The sequence below is a fragment of the Micromonospora sp. NPDC050187 genome (assembly GCF_044459745.1).
GTDB lineage: Bacteria > Actinomycetota > Actinomycetes > Mycobacteriales > Micromonosporaceae > Micromonospora.
In genome coordinates this window covers 86,003-100,979 of the sequence record NZ_JBITJH010000003.1, presented here as the reverse complement: position 1 = coordinate 100,979, position 14,977 = coordinate 86,003, and the positions used below count along the sequence as shown (strand labels likewise).

Here is a 14,977-nt window from a genome sequence, read left to right as displayed (position 1 = left end):
CCTGGTGCGCCGAAGCCGACGTGCTCGAACGCCTCTGGTCGCTGCCCACACTCGGTCGAGCGTTCACCGAACCGTTTCGGGACGCAGGCGCGTCGGCCGCCAAGCTTGCCGCAGCTCGCAAGGTGCTCGCCAACGGCCGCCGGCTCATCTGGACCGACGACCTGGAAGTCCCTCACTCCGGCCCGCTGTACGACGAGCTGACCGCAGACGGGCGCGGGCTGCTGATCCGCCCCAATTCCAGCCGGGGGTTACAACGCTCCGAACTGAATGACATCCACGTCTTCGCGTTGAAGGACCGGTGAACGAGCCCACCTCCGCCGTCCGCCGGCGGCAGGACATCGCATCCGTCAAGGCCAACCACCTCGGGAGGCATGGAGACGTTTTGGCTGGTGGGGCGGGCGGGCTCGAACCCGCGACCGAGGGATTTTGCGTGGCTTTCAGCACGATGACCAGGACCTTACGAGGTCACCTAGCTGTCAGCGTGACCCACTAGAGGTCACTCCAGTCACTCAGTCATGCACGGCTTCGCACCACAACCCGCACCACGGATGACCTACGGATCCAGGCGCACGAAACCGCCACCCTCCTGTTCGTAGATGCAGGCGACGTTCACGCTGTGTAACAGGTCAACGAGATCGGGGCCCGGGTAGGACGGAAGCAGGACAGCCCTGGACTTGTGCTCGAAGTAACGCGCGTAGTCCAGCAACTGGCCGAGAGCCAGGCGCACGTGGTGGCGAGCCGCGGAACTCTTCGCCTCGACCAACTCCGCCCGTCCTCCGTCGAAGAGATCTATGTAGAGAGCCCTACCGAGGTCGGGAAGCTTGATCTCCTTGCGCGTCGCGGTGCCGCCTTCCGCCTTCACGGCGCCTACGTATCGATCCACGAGGCCAGCCTCACGCCGCTCAGCGGTCGTCGGTTCACGCTTGGGCTCCACCTGGAAAGTCTCGGCAAGGTGGGCCTCCATCGGAACATCCCGCACTGTTGGCTTGCCCGCGCTCGTCGCACCGAACTCGGGCGCCTCGGCATCGACGGGCAGGAGCCGGAACACGATGACCTTCCGCAGGTCCCCCAGCCGGTCCCTTGCCTCTTCGGCGCACCAGGGGTGCTCCGGGTCCACCCGGAACTCGCCAAGATAGCGCACGACCGAACGCTTGACCTGGTCGAAGAATCGGAGTCGTAAACCACGGTCAAGGTGGTCCCTCACTGCTGCGTTGCCACGCACAAAGGTCTGATCGCCGACCTGCCCCTCACCCGTGTAGTGGAACGCCCCATCAGGCCGCCACCCATCGAAGTCGTACCCGAAACGAGCACCAGCCGGGGACGAGAAGAGAAGTACGTCCGCGCTCTTAGCCGGCCGCGTTACGCCGCCCTGCCAGGAGCCGCCCACACGCTGATGTAGCTGCCGCCGAACGACCACGTCGCCTATCTGAATGTCCCACGCCACCGCTAGAGCGATAGAGCAAGCCAGTTAGGGACAGAAGCCGCAATTACCGCAATAAAGTCATTCGCCCCTCCCATATAACTCCCACCATGCCTATCGGCCAATGTCAACTCGTTACATTGAGGGATCGCTCAGCTACCTTAGGTAGCTAGTGGCGCAACCGGCGATCTTCAGGGGGCGGCTATGGCTGGATACTGGCCCGTACTCAAGGCGCGCGAAGGCGAGTTCAAAGCGCTAGGGCGACTACGGGACCACGAGGTCAGTCGCATACACCCCCTGTTTGAGGTCTGCCCCTCGGATGGCGGTCCAACCAAGTCCGGTCTTAAATTCGTTCGTAAGGTTCGGGAGGCTGCGCCATCCGGCCTGACCCTGGGAGTGGACACCACGCACGTCAGAGTCAACGATGACGGTCGACCATTGATCAGGGAGATCGCCGAAGACCTGGCCCAGTGGGGAATCCCCATCGCACCGGTCATTCGTCTACACGACTCTGACGAACAGTTGTCCGCATGCGGTGAGGCGGCACGTCTCCACAACGGCACAGCCATCATCCGTCTCGGCAGCCCGACCGCGGACCCGGACCCTGTCGCCGACACCCCTCGAATATCCAGAGCTCTGTCCGTCACCAAGATCAGCCCTGACCGGTGCCACTTGGTGGTAGACATGGGCGAAGTCGCATCCGAGAGAGACGTCAGCCGAGCAGAGCAGGTCATTAGGAACGTGCTTGACTCGCTTGACAACCAACCTTGGGCATCCATCGTGGTCGCATCAGGTGCCATGCCGCCCGCCATTACGAGCCTCCCGCGCAACGAGGCGACACCCCTAACGAGGTGGGATTGGAAGCTCTGGAGACGCTTAACCGACCGCGGTCCAGATTTTGGTGATTACGCCATCGCACATCCAGCTATGCAGCCGAGCGGGGCCCGCGGCCCCCTGCCCAGTCTCAGATACACCGCCAGCGACAACTGGTGGATCTATCGTTGGGCTCGCTACGAGACCGGCGGTAACGACAGCTTTTACGATTTGTGCCAAGCCCTGACCTCATCCGACCACTGGCCTGTTGAGGACTCAGATTTCTCATGGGGCGACAGCGAGCTCGCGCGCTGCGCGAGACGTCAGCCTGGGCCCGGGGGCGCTACGCAGTGGCGAGCTTGGGGAACATCCCATCACCTCGCGCATGTCATGGGCGAGTTGGCCAGTCCTCCCGCGTCCTAAGCACACGCCGCACCTCCGCCTGCAACTCCCCCAACTCTAGGGTTTCAGCGAGGCGTTCCCAGACGAACCATCTCGGCGCCTTGGACAAGCCGCGGTGGTTGCTTCGCTCACGGAGGAGAGCCATCGCTTCGTCCCGCCAGAGCAACTGGGCTACCGAAAAAGGATTCGGACTTGGATTTCGGCCACCGCGGCGGACATTCCGAAGCCGGACCGCCCGCTTACCAGGAAGAGCGAGCCACACCCCCCACCAAGATGGGATCATCTCGGAAGCCTGGTCCAAGTACCGTTCCGTCGTCACTAATGAGGCTCGATCCAACACTCGGCTATACAACTCGGCCTGAACCTCTAGCCGGGTTAGCTTGTCCTGGTCGCTCTTAATCTCGAAACCTGAGATGCGGCCGTTAATGACTGCCACATCTACCCGGGTCCGACCAGCGCAGAGACCCAATTCGTGCCGGATCTGAGTGTCCGGCTGCGAGTCGTACTTAGTGGCGAGACGAGCCGTTAGCGCCTGACGGATATCGCTATCGCGCATCGCACCCCACCCCGATCATCCGCTGCCCCGACGGCCCGCCAATACTTCCATACGCGGTTCCCCGCTTCTAGCGCAACGTCTCCGTGTTCCTCCGACGGCGCCTCAAGGCAGATGGGCTGCACCGACACCGAGAGGCACCGACCGCGCGCCTATCGCCGCCGGAACGAGGACGTCACGCGGCGGTGCACACCTTTCAGCGTGGACGACCGCTGCACTACGCCAGCGGAGATCACCTCATCGCCTCCGAGAGCACTAGGGGTACCCGTCCACCCCAAGCTTGTTTTGCCTGATCAGGGCCGGGACGGGTAGGGGTGACGGGACCGGTGGGCAGTAGCGGTTCCAGGCGTCGGTGAAGACGTGGACGAAGCCGACACCGTTTTCGGCGGGAAGAACGCCGACGCGAACGAAGACCTACGCGGCCTGCTCAACGCCGGTCAGCAGCGCAACCGGCCCGCGATCCGGTGGGACGCTGGCACGCAACGGCTGGAGAAGATCCCCACGGTCGCCGTGGCGGCCCTGGCCGCTACCGCTGACGTTGCCCAGCCGGCGAGCCTCGGGCGATGCTCTATGACCTTCACCTGCCCGACCGGCACGGTCCGCCGGAACCACTGGTCTCGCCGTGGGCCATGTCGTCGGGTTCGCGGAGAGCAGGAGATCTGACGGAGGTGGCTGCCGTAGTCGAAAATGATCCGCGTCCGGGCGCTCAATGCTCGTGCCTACCGGTTGAGGGTATGCCTGGCCCATCATCACTCGGCCTGCCTTTCCTCAGGGTCGGATCGCGGGTACTTCAGTCGTCAATGGCGCGCCCGCCGGGTCGGGTGCTTAAACCGTTGTCGCCGGACCGATATGGCTCGCTGGATGGCAGCGGATCGGATCGCAGGAGGGCGGCGGCCAGCGGGGTCTGTCGGTAGAGGACTTCACGGCCGTGCCGCTTGGGGGTGACGAGGCCGGCATCGCGGAGAACGGCGAGGTGTTGCGAGACGGTTGCCGGGGCGAGGTCCACCCGCTGAGCGATGCCACTTGTGGTGCTGGGGATGACGGTCTCGGCAAGCACGGATGCGCGTCCGGCGCCGAGGAGTCGGATGATCACGGGTGGTGGTGTGGCGGGTTCCCAGAGCCGCGCCGCACCGAGCATCGGGTACACGAGCGCCGGGGGTGTGGTGGAAACGTCATCCGTAGGCCCGATCCCGAGATTCGGCCAACCAAAGGCTGTCGGGACGAGAACGAGGCCACGACCGCGTAGATCCACGGTCCCGCGCTGGAAGCCGGTGAGGTGCAGTTCGTCGTTCTTCCATACTGCTCGCTGGTGCAGGCCGGCGAACAGCCCTTCCAGGCCCCCGTCGGCTAGTTGCCGGGATCGGCTGGTGATGTCGGCGTCGAGCAGTCCACGCATTCGGTCCCAGAGCGGTGCGACCAGTGCCTGCCAGGCCAGTCGCTGTTGCGCGACCAATGTGTCCCGGGCGGTGACGGGGTCGCCGATTAGAGCACGGTAGACATCGACAGGCACCGTGCGGGAGGCGAGGCGGCGTGCATGGGCGACTAGCTGCGCGGTGACGATGCGGGGATCGGTGGCCTGGACCTGAGCGAGATCGTCTTCGATGGTGGTGAGCGGGCTGGTCGGGCTCGGCCACAAAAAGTCGGGCCCGTGTCCGTGGCTCGGCGCGGCGACGCTCAGCAGCCGCAGGTCGAGCCCCGCGAGGTCGCGCCGAACATCGCGGAGCCACGTCGGGTACCAGCCGTGGCGGCCCGGATTCTTCAGCACCAGAAGCGCCGTCATCGTTTCCTGTAGCGGTGAGACCGCAAAGCGACACCGGGCCGCGTCACCACGTCCGAACCTCAACACCAGCGCCATGACGCGGATAACGATAGCCACGATTCGGCCTGTGCCGAATCACAGCGGTCCGTGGTCCGCTGGCCGCACTCTGCTGGTCATGGCCGAACCGCCGCCGGCAGCTGCCGGCCCTGCTCCCCGAACGCGCCTGCTACGGGGTAATCCTGCCTTCCGGTCGTTGTGCGCGGCGCGGGCGGTGTCGTTCGTGGGTGACGGGATCGCCACGACGGCCCTGGTACTCCTCGTCGCGCCACGAGACGGTCCCGCAGGGGTGGGTCTGCTGCTTCTCGCGAACGCGCTGCCACGGCTCGGCGGACCGTTGGCAGGAGCTCTGGCCGACCGTGTCCAGACACGGCGGTTGCTGGTGAGCTGCGAGCTGGCTTCGGCGCTGGTGATCGGACTGATCGCGGTCACCCTGCCGCCGATGCCGGTGCTGATCGCGCTCGTCGCGGCTGTCGGGATCCTGGCCACCATCCGCAACCCGGCAGGTCGCAGCCTGGTTCCGATCCTGGTCAACCCCGTCGACCTCGCGCCGGCCAACGCCCTGTTCGGGCTCACCCGAACCCTTACCCTCACCGTCGGCCCGGGATTGGGCGGGCTGTTGATAGCCGCTCCCGGGGGTGTCCACACCGCCCTGGCTGTCGACACGGCCACCTTCGTCGTATCAGCCCTCCTGCTTACCGGACTTCCGGCGATCGCGCCGGCCCGCGACCCCGCGGCGGTCACCGGCCTGTGGGCCGAAACGATCGAGGGGTTGTGCTACGTCAGGGCACACCGACAGATCCGCGTACTGGTCATCAGCCTCTTCCTGCTCGTCGCCTTCGCCGCAGTGGACAATGTGGCACTGGTCTTCCTCACCAGCGACGTGCTCCTCGCCGGCCCGGCCGGCTATGGACTGGCAGCCAGCGCATTCGGCGTCGGGATGCTCCTGGCCTCACTAGCCTGCACCCGACTCGCCCGGGGGAGCTCACCGATTGTTCTCCTGATCGGTGCCGTCGCGGCCACCGCAGCGGCCAGCATCGTCAACAGCCTGGCCCCGGTTCTTGCCGTCGTCATCGCAGCGCAGCTGATCGGCGGCGCGGGCAATGCCGTGGAGAACATCGGCTACGACACCCTCGTCCAGGGTCTCGTGCCCCGCCCGTTCCTCGGCCGGGTGTTCGGCACCATGGGTACCGCCGCCCAACTGGGAGCTGCCTCCGCCTACGCCGGAGGCAGCTTCCTGGTCAGCCTGATCGGCGCCCGCGCCACCTTCGTCCTGGCCGGCGTCGGGACGCTCGCGGCCCTGCTCCTCCTCGTGCACGCCCTCGGCCGTCAACCGCGTGGCGAATCGTCCACATCTACCAGTTTGCAGTAATTCGGGTGCTTTCTTGGCAATGTGATCGGTGAGGCGGATGCACCATGCGAACCACACCCACACGATCGCCGGTGACCCGCTACCAGTGAGTCTGCCCAGGCCACAGGCCTCGGGTGGTGCCCGGTGACTTCGACCCGACCCACCAAACCGTCGGCCTGTTTTCGCCGATGCTGACGACGAAGACCGAACCAGTTCAACGCTTTCCGGCTCGCTCAGTGACACGAGGGTCAGACGCGGGATCGAGTCGGTCGCCGCTCGGATGTGCCAAGGCCGCAGGTTTACCCGTAGCAAGTCCCGGCCAGAACTGACCCTCGACTGCAGAACTCGGACTACTCAAGATAGTCGGGTGGCAGGGGAGTCAGCGGTTACCGACCAGAGTCCGTGCGACGTCGACCGGGTCACTCAAGCGCGGCAGCGGGAACATATCACCGCTATCCGGACCGGTGGGTGACGGATCGGCGCGGCGTCCTTGCGGGATCTCGAGGGCTAGGCTGCCGTCGAGGTGGAGGCTGGCCGGGGCGTGGCCGGCGGCACGCAGTGCGGCCAGGGTTTCGGCCGGTGTTTTCGCACTGGCGAGCACGGTCGGGGCAAGCTGGACCAACTGCAGGGCTTGCAGCGAGCGGGTGTTGAGCAGCTCGGTGAGCAGGGTCTCGTCGTCGCTGCACAGGCAGCAGCCGGCTGGGCGCACCTGCACGCGGCCGTACCGGCGGGCTACGTCCTTGATCAGGTACGTGAGTGTCTGTGGCACGAGGCCGCCGTCGGCCACCTCGGTAATCCGGGCCAGCAGATCTGCCGGGGTCTTTCCGGCGTCGAGCGCGCCACGAATGCTGGACGGCGAGAAACGCCATGTCCAGGCGCCGCTGCGGGACTCTGGCGTGGCCGAGCCGTCCAGCAGAGCCAACAGGTTGGCCGACGGGGTGCCGGTCACCACCGCGGTGAGGTCGTTCTGCAATAGGACCATGCCGCAGGAGCGGGGCAGCATGGCCTGAGCTTGCCGATGGGTCGCGTCGGCGTCAGAGTTCAGCAGGCTACGGCAGAGGCTGGTCGCTGTTCCGTGAGCAAGTAGACCGAGCCGGTGGGCTTCTCGCCAGATGCCGGTGACGTAGCGTTGCAGATCCTCGTCTGCCTGGTCGGTCAGGACAGGGCTCTGCCAGGCCAGCCGGTCGGCGAGCATGCTGGCATCGGTGGCGTGACCTTCGGGTAGAACGTCGGCGAGAGTGCGCAAGGTCAGGGCGCGCAGGCCCGTCAAAATCATCTCCTCGTCCTTGTCCCAGTAGAGGGCACGGGAGGAGACCGCGGTGGAGTTGGCCGGGGCGAGCGGGCACGCGGGCATCGCCAACCAGGTCTCGACGATGTCCAGCAGTTGGTCGGCGGGTTCGGCTGCGGCGAACGCGTCATAGGCCCCCGAGAGGGCCAGACCGGTGTCCGAGGCCTCGGTGAGGCCGCCCGCGGCGAGCAGTTCGATGGTCAGGCGGGTGCGATCCTCGTCCTGGCCGGACGACTTAGCCATCCGACGGAGCTCGCGTACACCGAGACCGCCCGTCTTGAGCAGGGGCACCGAGCCGCCGCTTATGGTGGCGGCGATCGCGGCGACTGCGGCGAGGGTCTCCGAGGCAGCGGCCGCAGCCTCCCGTTCTACGCCCTCTGGCTCGACCCGCATGATCGACACGGCCGGCGGCTGCGGATCGAACGCAGCCACGTAGCCCTCTCGTAGCGCGAGAGCCACCTCGCGGGGCATCTCCTCGACGCCCCAGGCCGAGCCGACGACGAGACCACGTTCAGCGGCCCACGGCAGCGCCACCCCGGCCGAGCCGAACGTCATCCCTCGCCCATCGAAGGGACGCGCCTGCCGCGAGGCGAGCGCGGTGAGCCGGGCGCGAACGTCGGCGGGGGCCTGCGCCACGAGCCGACGCACGTTCTCCGGCCGCGCCAGCCAGCCGACCAGCGCAACGATCAACGTGTCCTTGCCCCAGCCCGTCACGGAAACGCCGTACACCTTCGCCAGCTTGCGCAGCCTGTTCATGTTCCAGGTGGCGAGCAGATCGGCGGCGCCGGGTCCTAGGTTCAGCGGGTGCGGCCACAACGGGCTCAGATGTGCTGCCGCGAAGCCGTCGGCGTACGGCCAGATCAGAGCGAGCTCGGTGAGCCGACGCAGCGCCGCGACCAGGTCCGCATCGCCCTCCGGCACGCCCAACAGCGTCGCCAGCCGGGTAAGGGTGCACCCGTCGCCCAGCGCCGCAGCGACCTCGCACACCTGGAGCTCTGGCAGGGTAAGCAACGCACACGCGGCCGCCATCGACGACGGGTGAAGCAGCCGGACAGCGAGCTCGTCGGCGGTGGTCGGCGCAGGCTCGATGGCCGCGTCGCGACGGTCCGCGACCAGACTGGTGAGCTGTTCTTGGGTCAGGGTGCGAAGGTAAGCCGCGACGGAGTGCACCGTGCCAAACTACGACGCCCGCGCTGACAGAAGACGACCGGTACGCCTGCCGGCAACCGTGCCACACGATGTGGATCAACAGCGCCATCAGGCTTGTGGCGCGTGTGGCTGTCCCCCTCGCCCCTCCGTTTGGGTATCCGTTTCGGTGGGCCGGAGGTACCACCATGCGAACCACGCCGACACGATCGCCGGTGACCCGCTAGTACTACGTCTACCCGAGTTGGCAGCGCCGAGGCGGCAGCCAATGAGTATCGTGCCGTCGCGGCCACAGCGGCCACGTCCCCGGGCAGTACACCTAGGGGAACGACCTGAGGTCGCCTACGCGCTGCCGCTGCCAGTCGACGGGATGCTCGTTGTCGCCTCCACAGCGATGATGGAGAGTGGGTGCTGCGGGATGCCGCAGACCGCGGCGAATGGGCTGCGGCGCTTCGGTCGGGGCACGCAAGTGATCCGCGATACGAGAGGAAGGCATACCGACGGTGAACGATGAAGTAGCGCAACTGGCTGAGAAATGGGGACCTCCAACCTATTCCGATCTGGTCAGTGCTGATCGGCTGGCCCAGTTCGCGGACGTTGTGCCCGATCTACTGCCGACGTGGGCCGCGTGATGTCAAACGATGGCCGCAATGACCGGCTCTACGCGCTGTTGACGTGCCAGGACGGCCGCAATGTTGTGACCAGCCCGGGCGCTGCAGACGACCGGACGGTAACTGAGCACCGCCGAGCACGGCCACGCCTCACCGGCGTGCGCCCGTCAAACAGCCGACGAGGCCAGCGTTGACGGTGTGGCGGCCAGTGCGGGCCACCGACACGGGCCTGAACGGACGTGCCGCGCGTCTACTGACCAGTGAGCCGACCGACGATGCGGGATGGCCGGCCGACCTGCCGGCCGGTACGACGGAAGTGGTCATCGTCGAGGACACTCCCAGCCCGACAGCCACTCTGAAGGTACAGACCAGCGGGGACGCCACGCCGAAGAATGTGCGGGTGAGGTTTGACCAGCTCGCCGTACGTGATGCGTCCGCGGAAGGGTGACTGCGGTGTCAATGGGACTGGTTCAGATCGCGGTCGTCGGACTGGCTGTGCTTCTGCGACTGACAGCTTTCGGCTGGTTCGCCATCATCGCGGCCATCGTGAGCGCCATATCACTCGGCATCGTGCCCGCGATCGTGCTGGGGCCGCTGATCTACGCCGGATTCTCCGCGCCCCAGTCTGCATGGCCCCTGCTCATCGCGGCCGACGTCCTGCTCCTGGTGTGTGCGTTGATTTTCGAAGACGGCGGCGACAACACATCAGCAAGTCCACTGCAGGTGCTCACCGTCAGTCGCGGACTGTCCGGTCGCGCCACGGACAAAACGTTCCGGTTCTGCGGCATCGCCTACCTACTAACCTTGCCGGCACTGGTGATCTGGACAATTGCCGGTTAGCACTCCAGCCGTGGTTGGTGGATTCGCTGTCGTCGCTGGTAGTGGGCCCGTTTGGCGCGGTACTGGTGTCGGCGGTTGCCATCGTGACCATCGATGTACGTGGTCGAAGGGCGGGGTGGTGGTGATCAGGTGTGCGATGAGACGGCGGACCTCGCCGAGGCTGAGGGGCGCGAGGTGCTCGTTCTGTGTGCCCACGCCTACCTCGCCGTCACCACCGCCCAGGCGAGAAGGGGAACCCGGGCCGGGTGGGTGGCATCAAGCTCGTTGAGCTGAAGGTGGGCGGTCGCCTGGTAGACGTGGGCCAGTGCCCCGTCATCACGTGAGCGGGCTTCGGGCGTCTCGCTCTCCCACATCTCGATGGCCTGCCGGGTCGAGCGCTGCACTCGCCCCGTTGGAGTCTCCGAGATTGGCGCGACGTTGAGGAGCAGCGGCGTGGAGCCTCAGGGGGTGCAGAAGGCGCTGAGGCACGCCAACCTGCGGATCACGTTGGAAACCCCACGTTCACTCGCTGCCGAAGAAGGACCGGCCGCGCGGCCTGGTCGGTGACCTTCTGCGGAAGGCAGGCAGCCAGCGGCGGGAAGCTCCCGCATGCCAGGCTCGGAGCTGAGTTGTGCCCTGGTTGTGCCCAATGATCTCCGCTCGGCGTTCTCGCAGCTCAGCGGCGGAGTGGAGTGGGGCGGGCGGGGCTCGAACCCGCGACCGAGGGATTATGAGTGGCGTCCATGGTCAGGACGGACGCCCCTACCTGTAACTCTGGTGGCATCCGGCAGGACCCTGGCCGCTTGACCAACGCTGGTTGACCGTAGTTCGCACCACGCGCCGCACCACGAAGACTCGGCGTTCCGATCGTTCACTCACACCAGGGAGTTCGGGGAGAAGCCCGGAGGGACCGTCCAGCGCTTCGCGCTCCGGGGTCGGCGGAGCGGCCATGCCTCGTCGGTGGTCTACAGTATTCCTTGCACATCCGAAACCACCTCGTGGTCGATGCATCGATGGCCGATCGCCACCATCGAGCTCGGGAGGCGATCGCCTTTCGGCCCGTCGATCAAACGAGGAGGTGAACTATGTGCGTGCACCCTGGGGAACCGGTTACGCCCACCGGCGTGGCTACCCCCACCCCATCGGCTGAGCCAACCCGGCGCCGGAAGATGGGGAGAGCAGCACTCCTGGTGCTCCAGGGGGCTGCTCAGCTGGCCACGATCGCTAGTGCTGCGGTCGTGATCACCAGCAAACTCACCTGACCAACCGGTCAGGTGAGCCCGCTTGTAACGCGCGAACGGCCTCCGTCGGGGCGGCAATCCATGGCGGGGGCCCTTCGTCTTGCACAGTCAGATGCAACCCACTTCATCCATGATGACATGGATGAGGTTACACGGACCGCTAGAAAGTCTCCCGCATGGTGTCGGAGATTTCTAGCGGTCCGGTGTACCTAGAAGTGACCCACGTGCTGTACACCCGGCGGTCCCATCAGCGGATCACCCGAGAAGAACGCCTCTGGGGTACCCGTCCCATCCGTCCCAAGCTCGTTTTGCCTGCTCAGGGCCGGGACGCATTGAGGTGCTGGGACGCTTAGATCCGTCCCACGGCCGGTGTCGGTGCGGGTGGCCGGGACGGTTTGATCCGTCCCGAGGGTGCAATCCGTCCCGGGGCTGAGCTGCGGAAACGAGGATGGGACGCTTGGGACGTTAGGGGGTGCTGGGGCGGGTGGGCAGTAGCGGGTCCAGGCGTCGGTGAAGGCCTCTCGGGTGTAGCCCTTGGCCTGGCCGACGGGAAACCGGACGTTGCCGGAGGTGATCCCGAACTCTCGGAGCAGGTCGCCGAGCTTCTTGCCGGTGAGCCCAGCGGGGCCGAAGCCGGCCCACGGTGCTTCGTCGTCGTCGTTGAGCACCTTGAGGAGTTGGGTGGTGGCGACGGCGGGCGGGTCACCAAGGGCAGTGAACGCGGCGCGGATGTCGGCGAGCAGCCGGATGCGGGTCGACACGTTCGCCGACTCGTCGGCTTCGGCGGTGAGGATCGTGACGGCGTGCCGGGCGCGTGCCGGCCAGGTTCCCCCGGCCAGGTCGGCGACAGCCACGAGGGGTTCCCAAGTGTCGGCGGCCCGGTCCTCTACGGGCATGGGCGGTTCCGCGGCTTCGAGAGTGGCGAGGTTCGCGCCGAGCCATCCGGCAAGTTGCTGCGCGACGGCGCGCAGGGCGGGGCCGTCGCGGCGGTGCCGGTACGGGGCCACGGTCTCCCCCGGTGCGCGGCGGCGCATCCGGATGACCACGGCGCGATCCTCGATGGTGTCGGGCATCGCGCCGATACCGGCGAGTGCGGCCATGGCGAACGTGGGAATCTTCTCCAGCTTCTGGCTGCCGGCGTCCCAACGGATGGCGGGTCGGTTGCGTTGGTGTCCGGCGTTGAGCAGGCCGCGTAGGTCTTCGTTGGCGTCGGCGTTCTTGCCGCCGAAGATGGTGTCGGCTTCGTCGACCAGCAGCGTCGGCGGGTGGCCGGTGCCGATGGCCCGGTACACGGCGGCCGGTGAGGCGTTGACGGTGATCAGCGGGTCGTGGCAGCAGCCTTCCACCACGTCGAGCAGGCGGGACTTCCCGCACCGCTTCTCGGGCGCCCGGATCACGAGCCGGGGCGCGTGTGCCCACGCGGCTTGTGCGTGGGTGGCGGCGATCCACAGCGCCACCGCGTCGACGGCCTCGGGTGAGGGCAGGATGACGTACTTGGTGAGGCAGGCGTGCAGGGCGTCGAGGATCGCCGCGCCGTCGCCGAGCTGGTCCGTCGGGCGGCAGCTCGGGTTGTCGTCGTGTCGGGTCATGCGGCTACTCCTCTGAACCGGGCGGGTTGGTGGTGTGTGTCAACGGGGGTTGTCGGCGCGCGCGCCAGCTGCGCGAGACGGGCCATCTGCTCGGGCATCCCGCGCGTGCCGTCCAGCGGTCGGGCGGCGTGGGGCCAGACGGCGGTGGCGGGGTCGGCGTAGTCGCGGCCGGCAAGCACGGTCACGGTGCCGGCGGTGTCGATGCCCATGCGGCGGGCTTGCGCGCGCAGGGTCGGTACGGTGACCGCGCCGGGTTGGCCCATCCGCAGGTCGTACGGCTCGATGACGGTGTCCGGGTCGAGGAACCCGTAGCGGGCGGACAGAATGACCAGCTGCCCACCGAGGCGGGCGGCGGCGCGGCGGCATGCCTGGTGGTAGCTGCCCGTGTACATCCGCCCGGCGGGTGTCGAGCGGGTGAGTTTGGCGGTGCCGCAGGGCACGATGACCACCCGGTCGTCGCGGCCCATGACGGTCCGGCGCATCCGGGCGTTGACCGGGTCGGCGTATGCCTTGCTGGCTGCTTGCCGGCTGATGCCCAACGCCCTGCCGACGTCGGCGTAGGACCAGCCGTCGATGAGGACCAGGTCGACAGCGAGCCACTCGCGTGCCTCACGGCACGCCGCTTCCAGGTCGGCGAGCGCGGCCAGGGCGGCGGACGGCGTCGCGGCGGTTTCCACGGCGGTGGCGGCGGCGGCCAGGTGACCGGTTACCGCGTGGAGCTGGGGCGCGGGGCGACAACTGCGGTTGTCGCCGGCCCGACTCATGCAGCGAGTCCTTCCGCGCGGAACCCGCCTCGGATGGCGGCCCGGATGTCCCGGTCGGTCTGCTCCGCCCGACGGCCGGCTGCGGTGAGGGCGGCTACCGCGTCGTCGCGGCTGATCGCCTCGGCGGCGACCATGCGGGCCACGCCCCGTGCCGCGCCGTAGAGGGTGGTGCGGCGGCTGCCTTCCGGAGCGTCGGCGACGGCGTGCAGGTGTGCGGCGAGTAGCCGGTCCGGATGGGAGATGCCCCCCGCCGGGCGGGTGCTGGTCGGCACGTGTGCCGTGGCCGTGGCCGGGGTCGGTGCCGGCACGGCTGGTCGGCAGGCATCGACCAGCGCGGGGGGCATCTCCTGCATTACCCGGCCCGATGCCCACCGGTAGGGGCGGCCGGTGCGCGGGTGCACCGACGGCGGGAGCACGACGTACCCGCCATCGGCCTTCACATCGATACCCGGCCCCAACCCCTGCCCCGGTTTGCCCTGGCTGCACTGCACCATGCCGCCGGGGTGCCGGTAGTACAGGTGCAGGCCACCCGAGCCGGTCGCCACGTACGCGGTGGGCGGGAGCAGACCACGGCCGATCAGGTCATTCATGGTGTCCCGTCCGCCGTGGGCGGGGTCGACGTCGACCACGACCGTGCCGGACGCGGCACCGGTCCGAAGGGCGAGCTGCCCGGTGGGGACGGCGTCGAGGATGGCGGCGATCCGGTCGGGGTCGGTGGTCGCGGCGTAGAAGCCGTGACAGGTCAGGCAGGGGCATGCTTCCCGGTCGTGGCCGGGGTCGGCATCGGCGCAGGGCGGGCAGTTGGCGACGGGTCGTTTCGACCGGGCGAGCATGAACACCGGCCACCCGTGGGTGGTGTAGCCGAGGGCGGCGGCGAGCAGCGGTGACGGGTCGGGCATTGGGCTCCTGTCCGGTGCGTGGATGGGAAGCGGGTTGGGTTCGGGTCGGCCGGCGAGCGCGGCCGGGGTGTGGTCGGGGCAGCGGGGGCCTTGGATGTAGCGGCGGACACGATCGGGGTGGTGGCAGTAGCGCCGGTCAACGCCGATCCAGTGCCCGCACCAGGTGCCAGGCGGAGTCATCGGCTAGTCGCTCCTTCCCGGTGTGGCGGTGGGTGGCCAGCGCCGTGCGACGTCCGGCCACCAGGTGGTGAGCGCGCGAAGCGCG

Annotated in this window: 14 protein-coding genes; 6 read left to right on the top strand and 8 right to left on the bottom strand. The window is 67.7% G+C overall.

Annotation, left to right across the window (positions count from 1 at the left end; all coding sequences use genetic code 11):
• Positions 1 to 20 precede the first annotated feature (20 nt).
• Positions 21 to 302: a hypothetical protein gene (locus ACIBJE_RS06310; protein ID WP_396743762.1), complete on the top strand. Its 282-nt coding sequence runs from the start codon at positions 21 to 23 to the stop codon at positions 300 to 302.
• 251 nt (positions 303 to 553) lie between these two features.
• Here the strand turns inward: ACIBJE_RS06310 and ACIBJE_RS06305 are convergent, their stop codons facing one another.
• Positions 554 to 1,444 carry a hypothetical protein gene (locus tag ACIBJE_RS06305; protein ID WP_396743759.1) on the bottom strand — a complete coding sequence of 297 codons (891 nt, stop codon included), beginning with the start codon at positions 1,442 to 1,444 and terminating at the stop codon, positions 554 to 556.
• Between the two features lie 180 nt (positions 1,445 to 1,624).
• Between ACIBJE_RS06305 and ACIBJE_RS06300 the strand changes: the two genes are divergently transcribed.
• On the top strand, positions 1,625 to 2,656 hold the full coding sequence (locus ACIBJE_RS06300) for a beta family protein (RefSeq protein WP_396743756.1): 1,032 nt from the start codon (positions 1,625 to 1,627) through the stop codon (positions 2,654 to 2,656).
• Here ACIBJE_RS06300 and ACIBJE_RS06295 read toward each other — a convergent pair.
• Positions 2,622 to 3,191 (bottom strand): sce7726 family protein, encoded by a 570-nt coding sequence (locus ACIBJE_RS06295; RefSeq protein WP_396743753.1) that lies wholly within the window; start codon positions 3,189 to 3,191, stop codon positions 2,622 to 2,624. The two genes, ACIBJE_RS06300 and ACIBJE_RS06295, sit on opposite strands and share 35 nt — an antisense overlap.
• A gap of 357 nt (positions 3,192 to 3,548) precedes the next feature.
• Here ACIBJE_RS06295 and ACIBJE_RS06290 point away from each other — a divergent pair, with 357 nt between their 5' ends.
• The gene (locus ACIBJE_RS06290) at positions 3,549 to 3,851 is read left to right on the top strand and encodes a hypothetical protein (RefSeq protein ID WP_396744611.1); all 303 of its coding nucleotides are present in this window, start codon (positions 3,549 to 3,551) and stop codon (positions 3,849 to 3,851) included.
• A gap of 127 nt (positions 3,852 to 3,978) precedes the next feature.
• Here the strand turns inward: ACIBJE_RS06290 and ACIBJE_RS06285 are convergent, their stop codons facing one another.
• Positions 3,979 to 5,043, bottom strand: a complete 1,065-nt coding sequence (locus tag ACIBJE_RS06285) for a DUF5937 family protein (RefSeq protein ID WP_396743751.1) — start codon at positions 5,041 to 5,043, stop codon at positions 3,979 to 3,981.
• On the opposite strand from ACIBJE_RS06285, the gene ACIBJE_RS06280 reads away from it, so the two are divergent.
• Positions 5,042 to 6,376: an MFS transporter gene (locus ACIBJE_RS06280; protein WP_396743748.1), complete on the top strand. Its 1,335-nt coding sequence runs from the start codon at positions 5,042 to 5,044 to the stop codon at positions 6,374 to 6,376. The genes ACIBJE_RS06285 and ACIBJE_RS06280 overlap by 2 nt on opposite strands.
• A gap of 358 nt (positions 6,377 to 6,734) precedes the next feature.
• On the opposite strand, the gene ACIBJE_RS06275 is transcribed toward ACIBJE_RS06280, so the two are convergent.
• Positions 6,735 to 8,813 (bottom strand): helicase-associated domain-containing protein, encoded by a 2,079-nt coding sequence (locus ACIBJE_RS06275; protein WP_396743746.1) that lies wholly within the window; start codon positions 8,811 to 8,813, stop codon positions 6,735 to 6,737.
• A 795-nt stretch (positions 8,814 to 9,608) separates the two neighbouring features.
• Here ACIBJE_RS06275 and ACIBJE_RS06270 point away from each other — a divergent pair.
• Both ACIBJE_RS06270 and ACIBJE_RS06265 read left to right on the top strand, forming a co-directional pair.
• Complete coding sequence (locus ACIBJE_RS06270) at positions 9,609 to 9,848, top strand: hypothetical protein (protein WP_396743743.1); 240 nt, start codon at positions 9,609 to 9,611, stop codon at positions 9,846 to 9,848.
• A gap of 5 nt (positions 9,849 to 9,853) precedes the next feature.
• Positions 9,854 to 10,240: a hypothetical protein gene (locus tag ACIBJE_RS06265; RefSeq protein ID WP_396743740.1), complete on the top strand. Its 387-nt coding sequence runs from the start codon at positions 9,854 to 9,856 to the stop codon at positions 10,238 to 10,240.
• Positions 10,241 to 10,437: 197 nt separating this feature from the next.
• Here ACIBJE_RS06265 and ACIBJE_RS06260 read toward each other — a convergent pair whose 3' ends face one another.
• The 4 genes from ACIBJE_RS06260 to ACIBJE_RS06245 all read right to left on the bottom strand — a co-directional run bounded on the left by ACIBJE_RS06260 (position 10,438) and on the right by ACIBJE_RS06245 (position 14,712).
• Entirely contained in the window at positions 10,438 to 10,623 is a 186-nt protein-coding gene (locus tag ACIBJE_RS06260; protein ID WP_396743737.1) for a hypothetical protein, read from the bottom strand.
• 1,046 nt (positions 10,624 to 11,669) lie between these two features.
• Positions 11,670 to 13,049: a DUF3631 domain-containing protein gene (locus ACIBJE_RS06255; protein ID WP_396743734.1), complete on the bottom strand. Its 1,380-nt coding sequence runs from the start codon at positions 13,047 to 13,049 to the stop codon at positions 11,670 to 11,672.
• Positions 13,046 to 13,813, bottom strand: a complete 768-nt coding sequence (locus tag ACIBJE_RS06250; RefSeq protein ID WP_396743731.1) for a DUF6884 domain-containing protein — start codon at positions 13,811 to 13,813, stop codon at positions 13,046 to 13,048. Before ACIBJE_RS06250 ends, ACIBJE_RS06255 begins: the two co-directional genes overlap by 4 nt.
• Positions 13,810 to 14,712, bottom strand: a complete 903-nt coding sequence (locus ACIBJE_RS06245; RefSeq protein WP_396743728.1) for a bifunctional DNA primase/polymerase — start codon at positions 14,710 to 14,712, stop codon at positions 13,810 to 13,812. The genes ACIBJE_RS06250 and ACIBJE_RS06245 overlap by 4 nt, the downstream gene beginning before the upstream one ends.
• Positions 14,713 to 14,977 lie beyond the last annotated feature (265 nt).

What these genes read in the sequence shown, in the direction of transcription:
- ACIBJE_RS06245 (WP_396743728.1), bottom strand. Translation starts at nt 14,712, where the DNA reads ATGCCCGACCCGTCACCGCTGCTCGCCGCCGCCCTCGGCTACACCACC.
- ACIBJE_RS06285 (WP_396743751.1), bottom strand. Translation starts at nt 5,043, where the DNA reads ATGGCGCTGGTGTTGAGGTTCGGACGTGGTGACGCGGCCCGGTGTCGC.
- ACIBJE_RS06300 (WP_396743756.1), top strand. Translation starts at nt 1,625, where the DNA reads ATGGCTGGATACTGGCCCGTACTCAAGGCGCGCGAAGGCGAGTTCAAA.
- ACIBJE_RS06295 (WP_396743753.1), bottom strand. Translation starts at nt 3,191, where the DNA reads ATGCGCGATAGCGATATCCGTCAGGCGCTAACGGCTCGTCTCGCCACT.
- ACIBJE_RS06250 (WP_396743731.1), bottom strand. Translation starts at nt 13,813, where the DNA reads ATGAGTCGGGCCGGCGACAACCGCAGTTGTCGCCCCGCGCCCCAGCTC.
- ACIBJE_RS06280 (WP_396743748.1), top strand. Translation starts at nt 5,042, where the DNA reads ATGACGCGGATAACGATAGCCACGATTCGGCCTGTGCCGAATCACAGC.
- ACIBJE_RS06255 (WP_396743734.1), bottom strand. Translation starts at nt 13,049, where the DNA reads ATGACCCGACACGACGACAACCCGAGCTGCCGCCCGACGGACCAGCTC.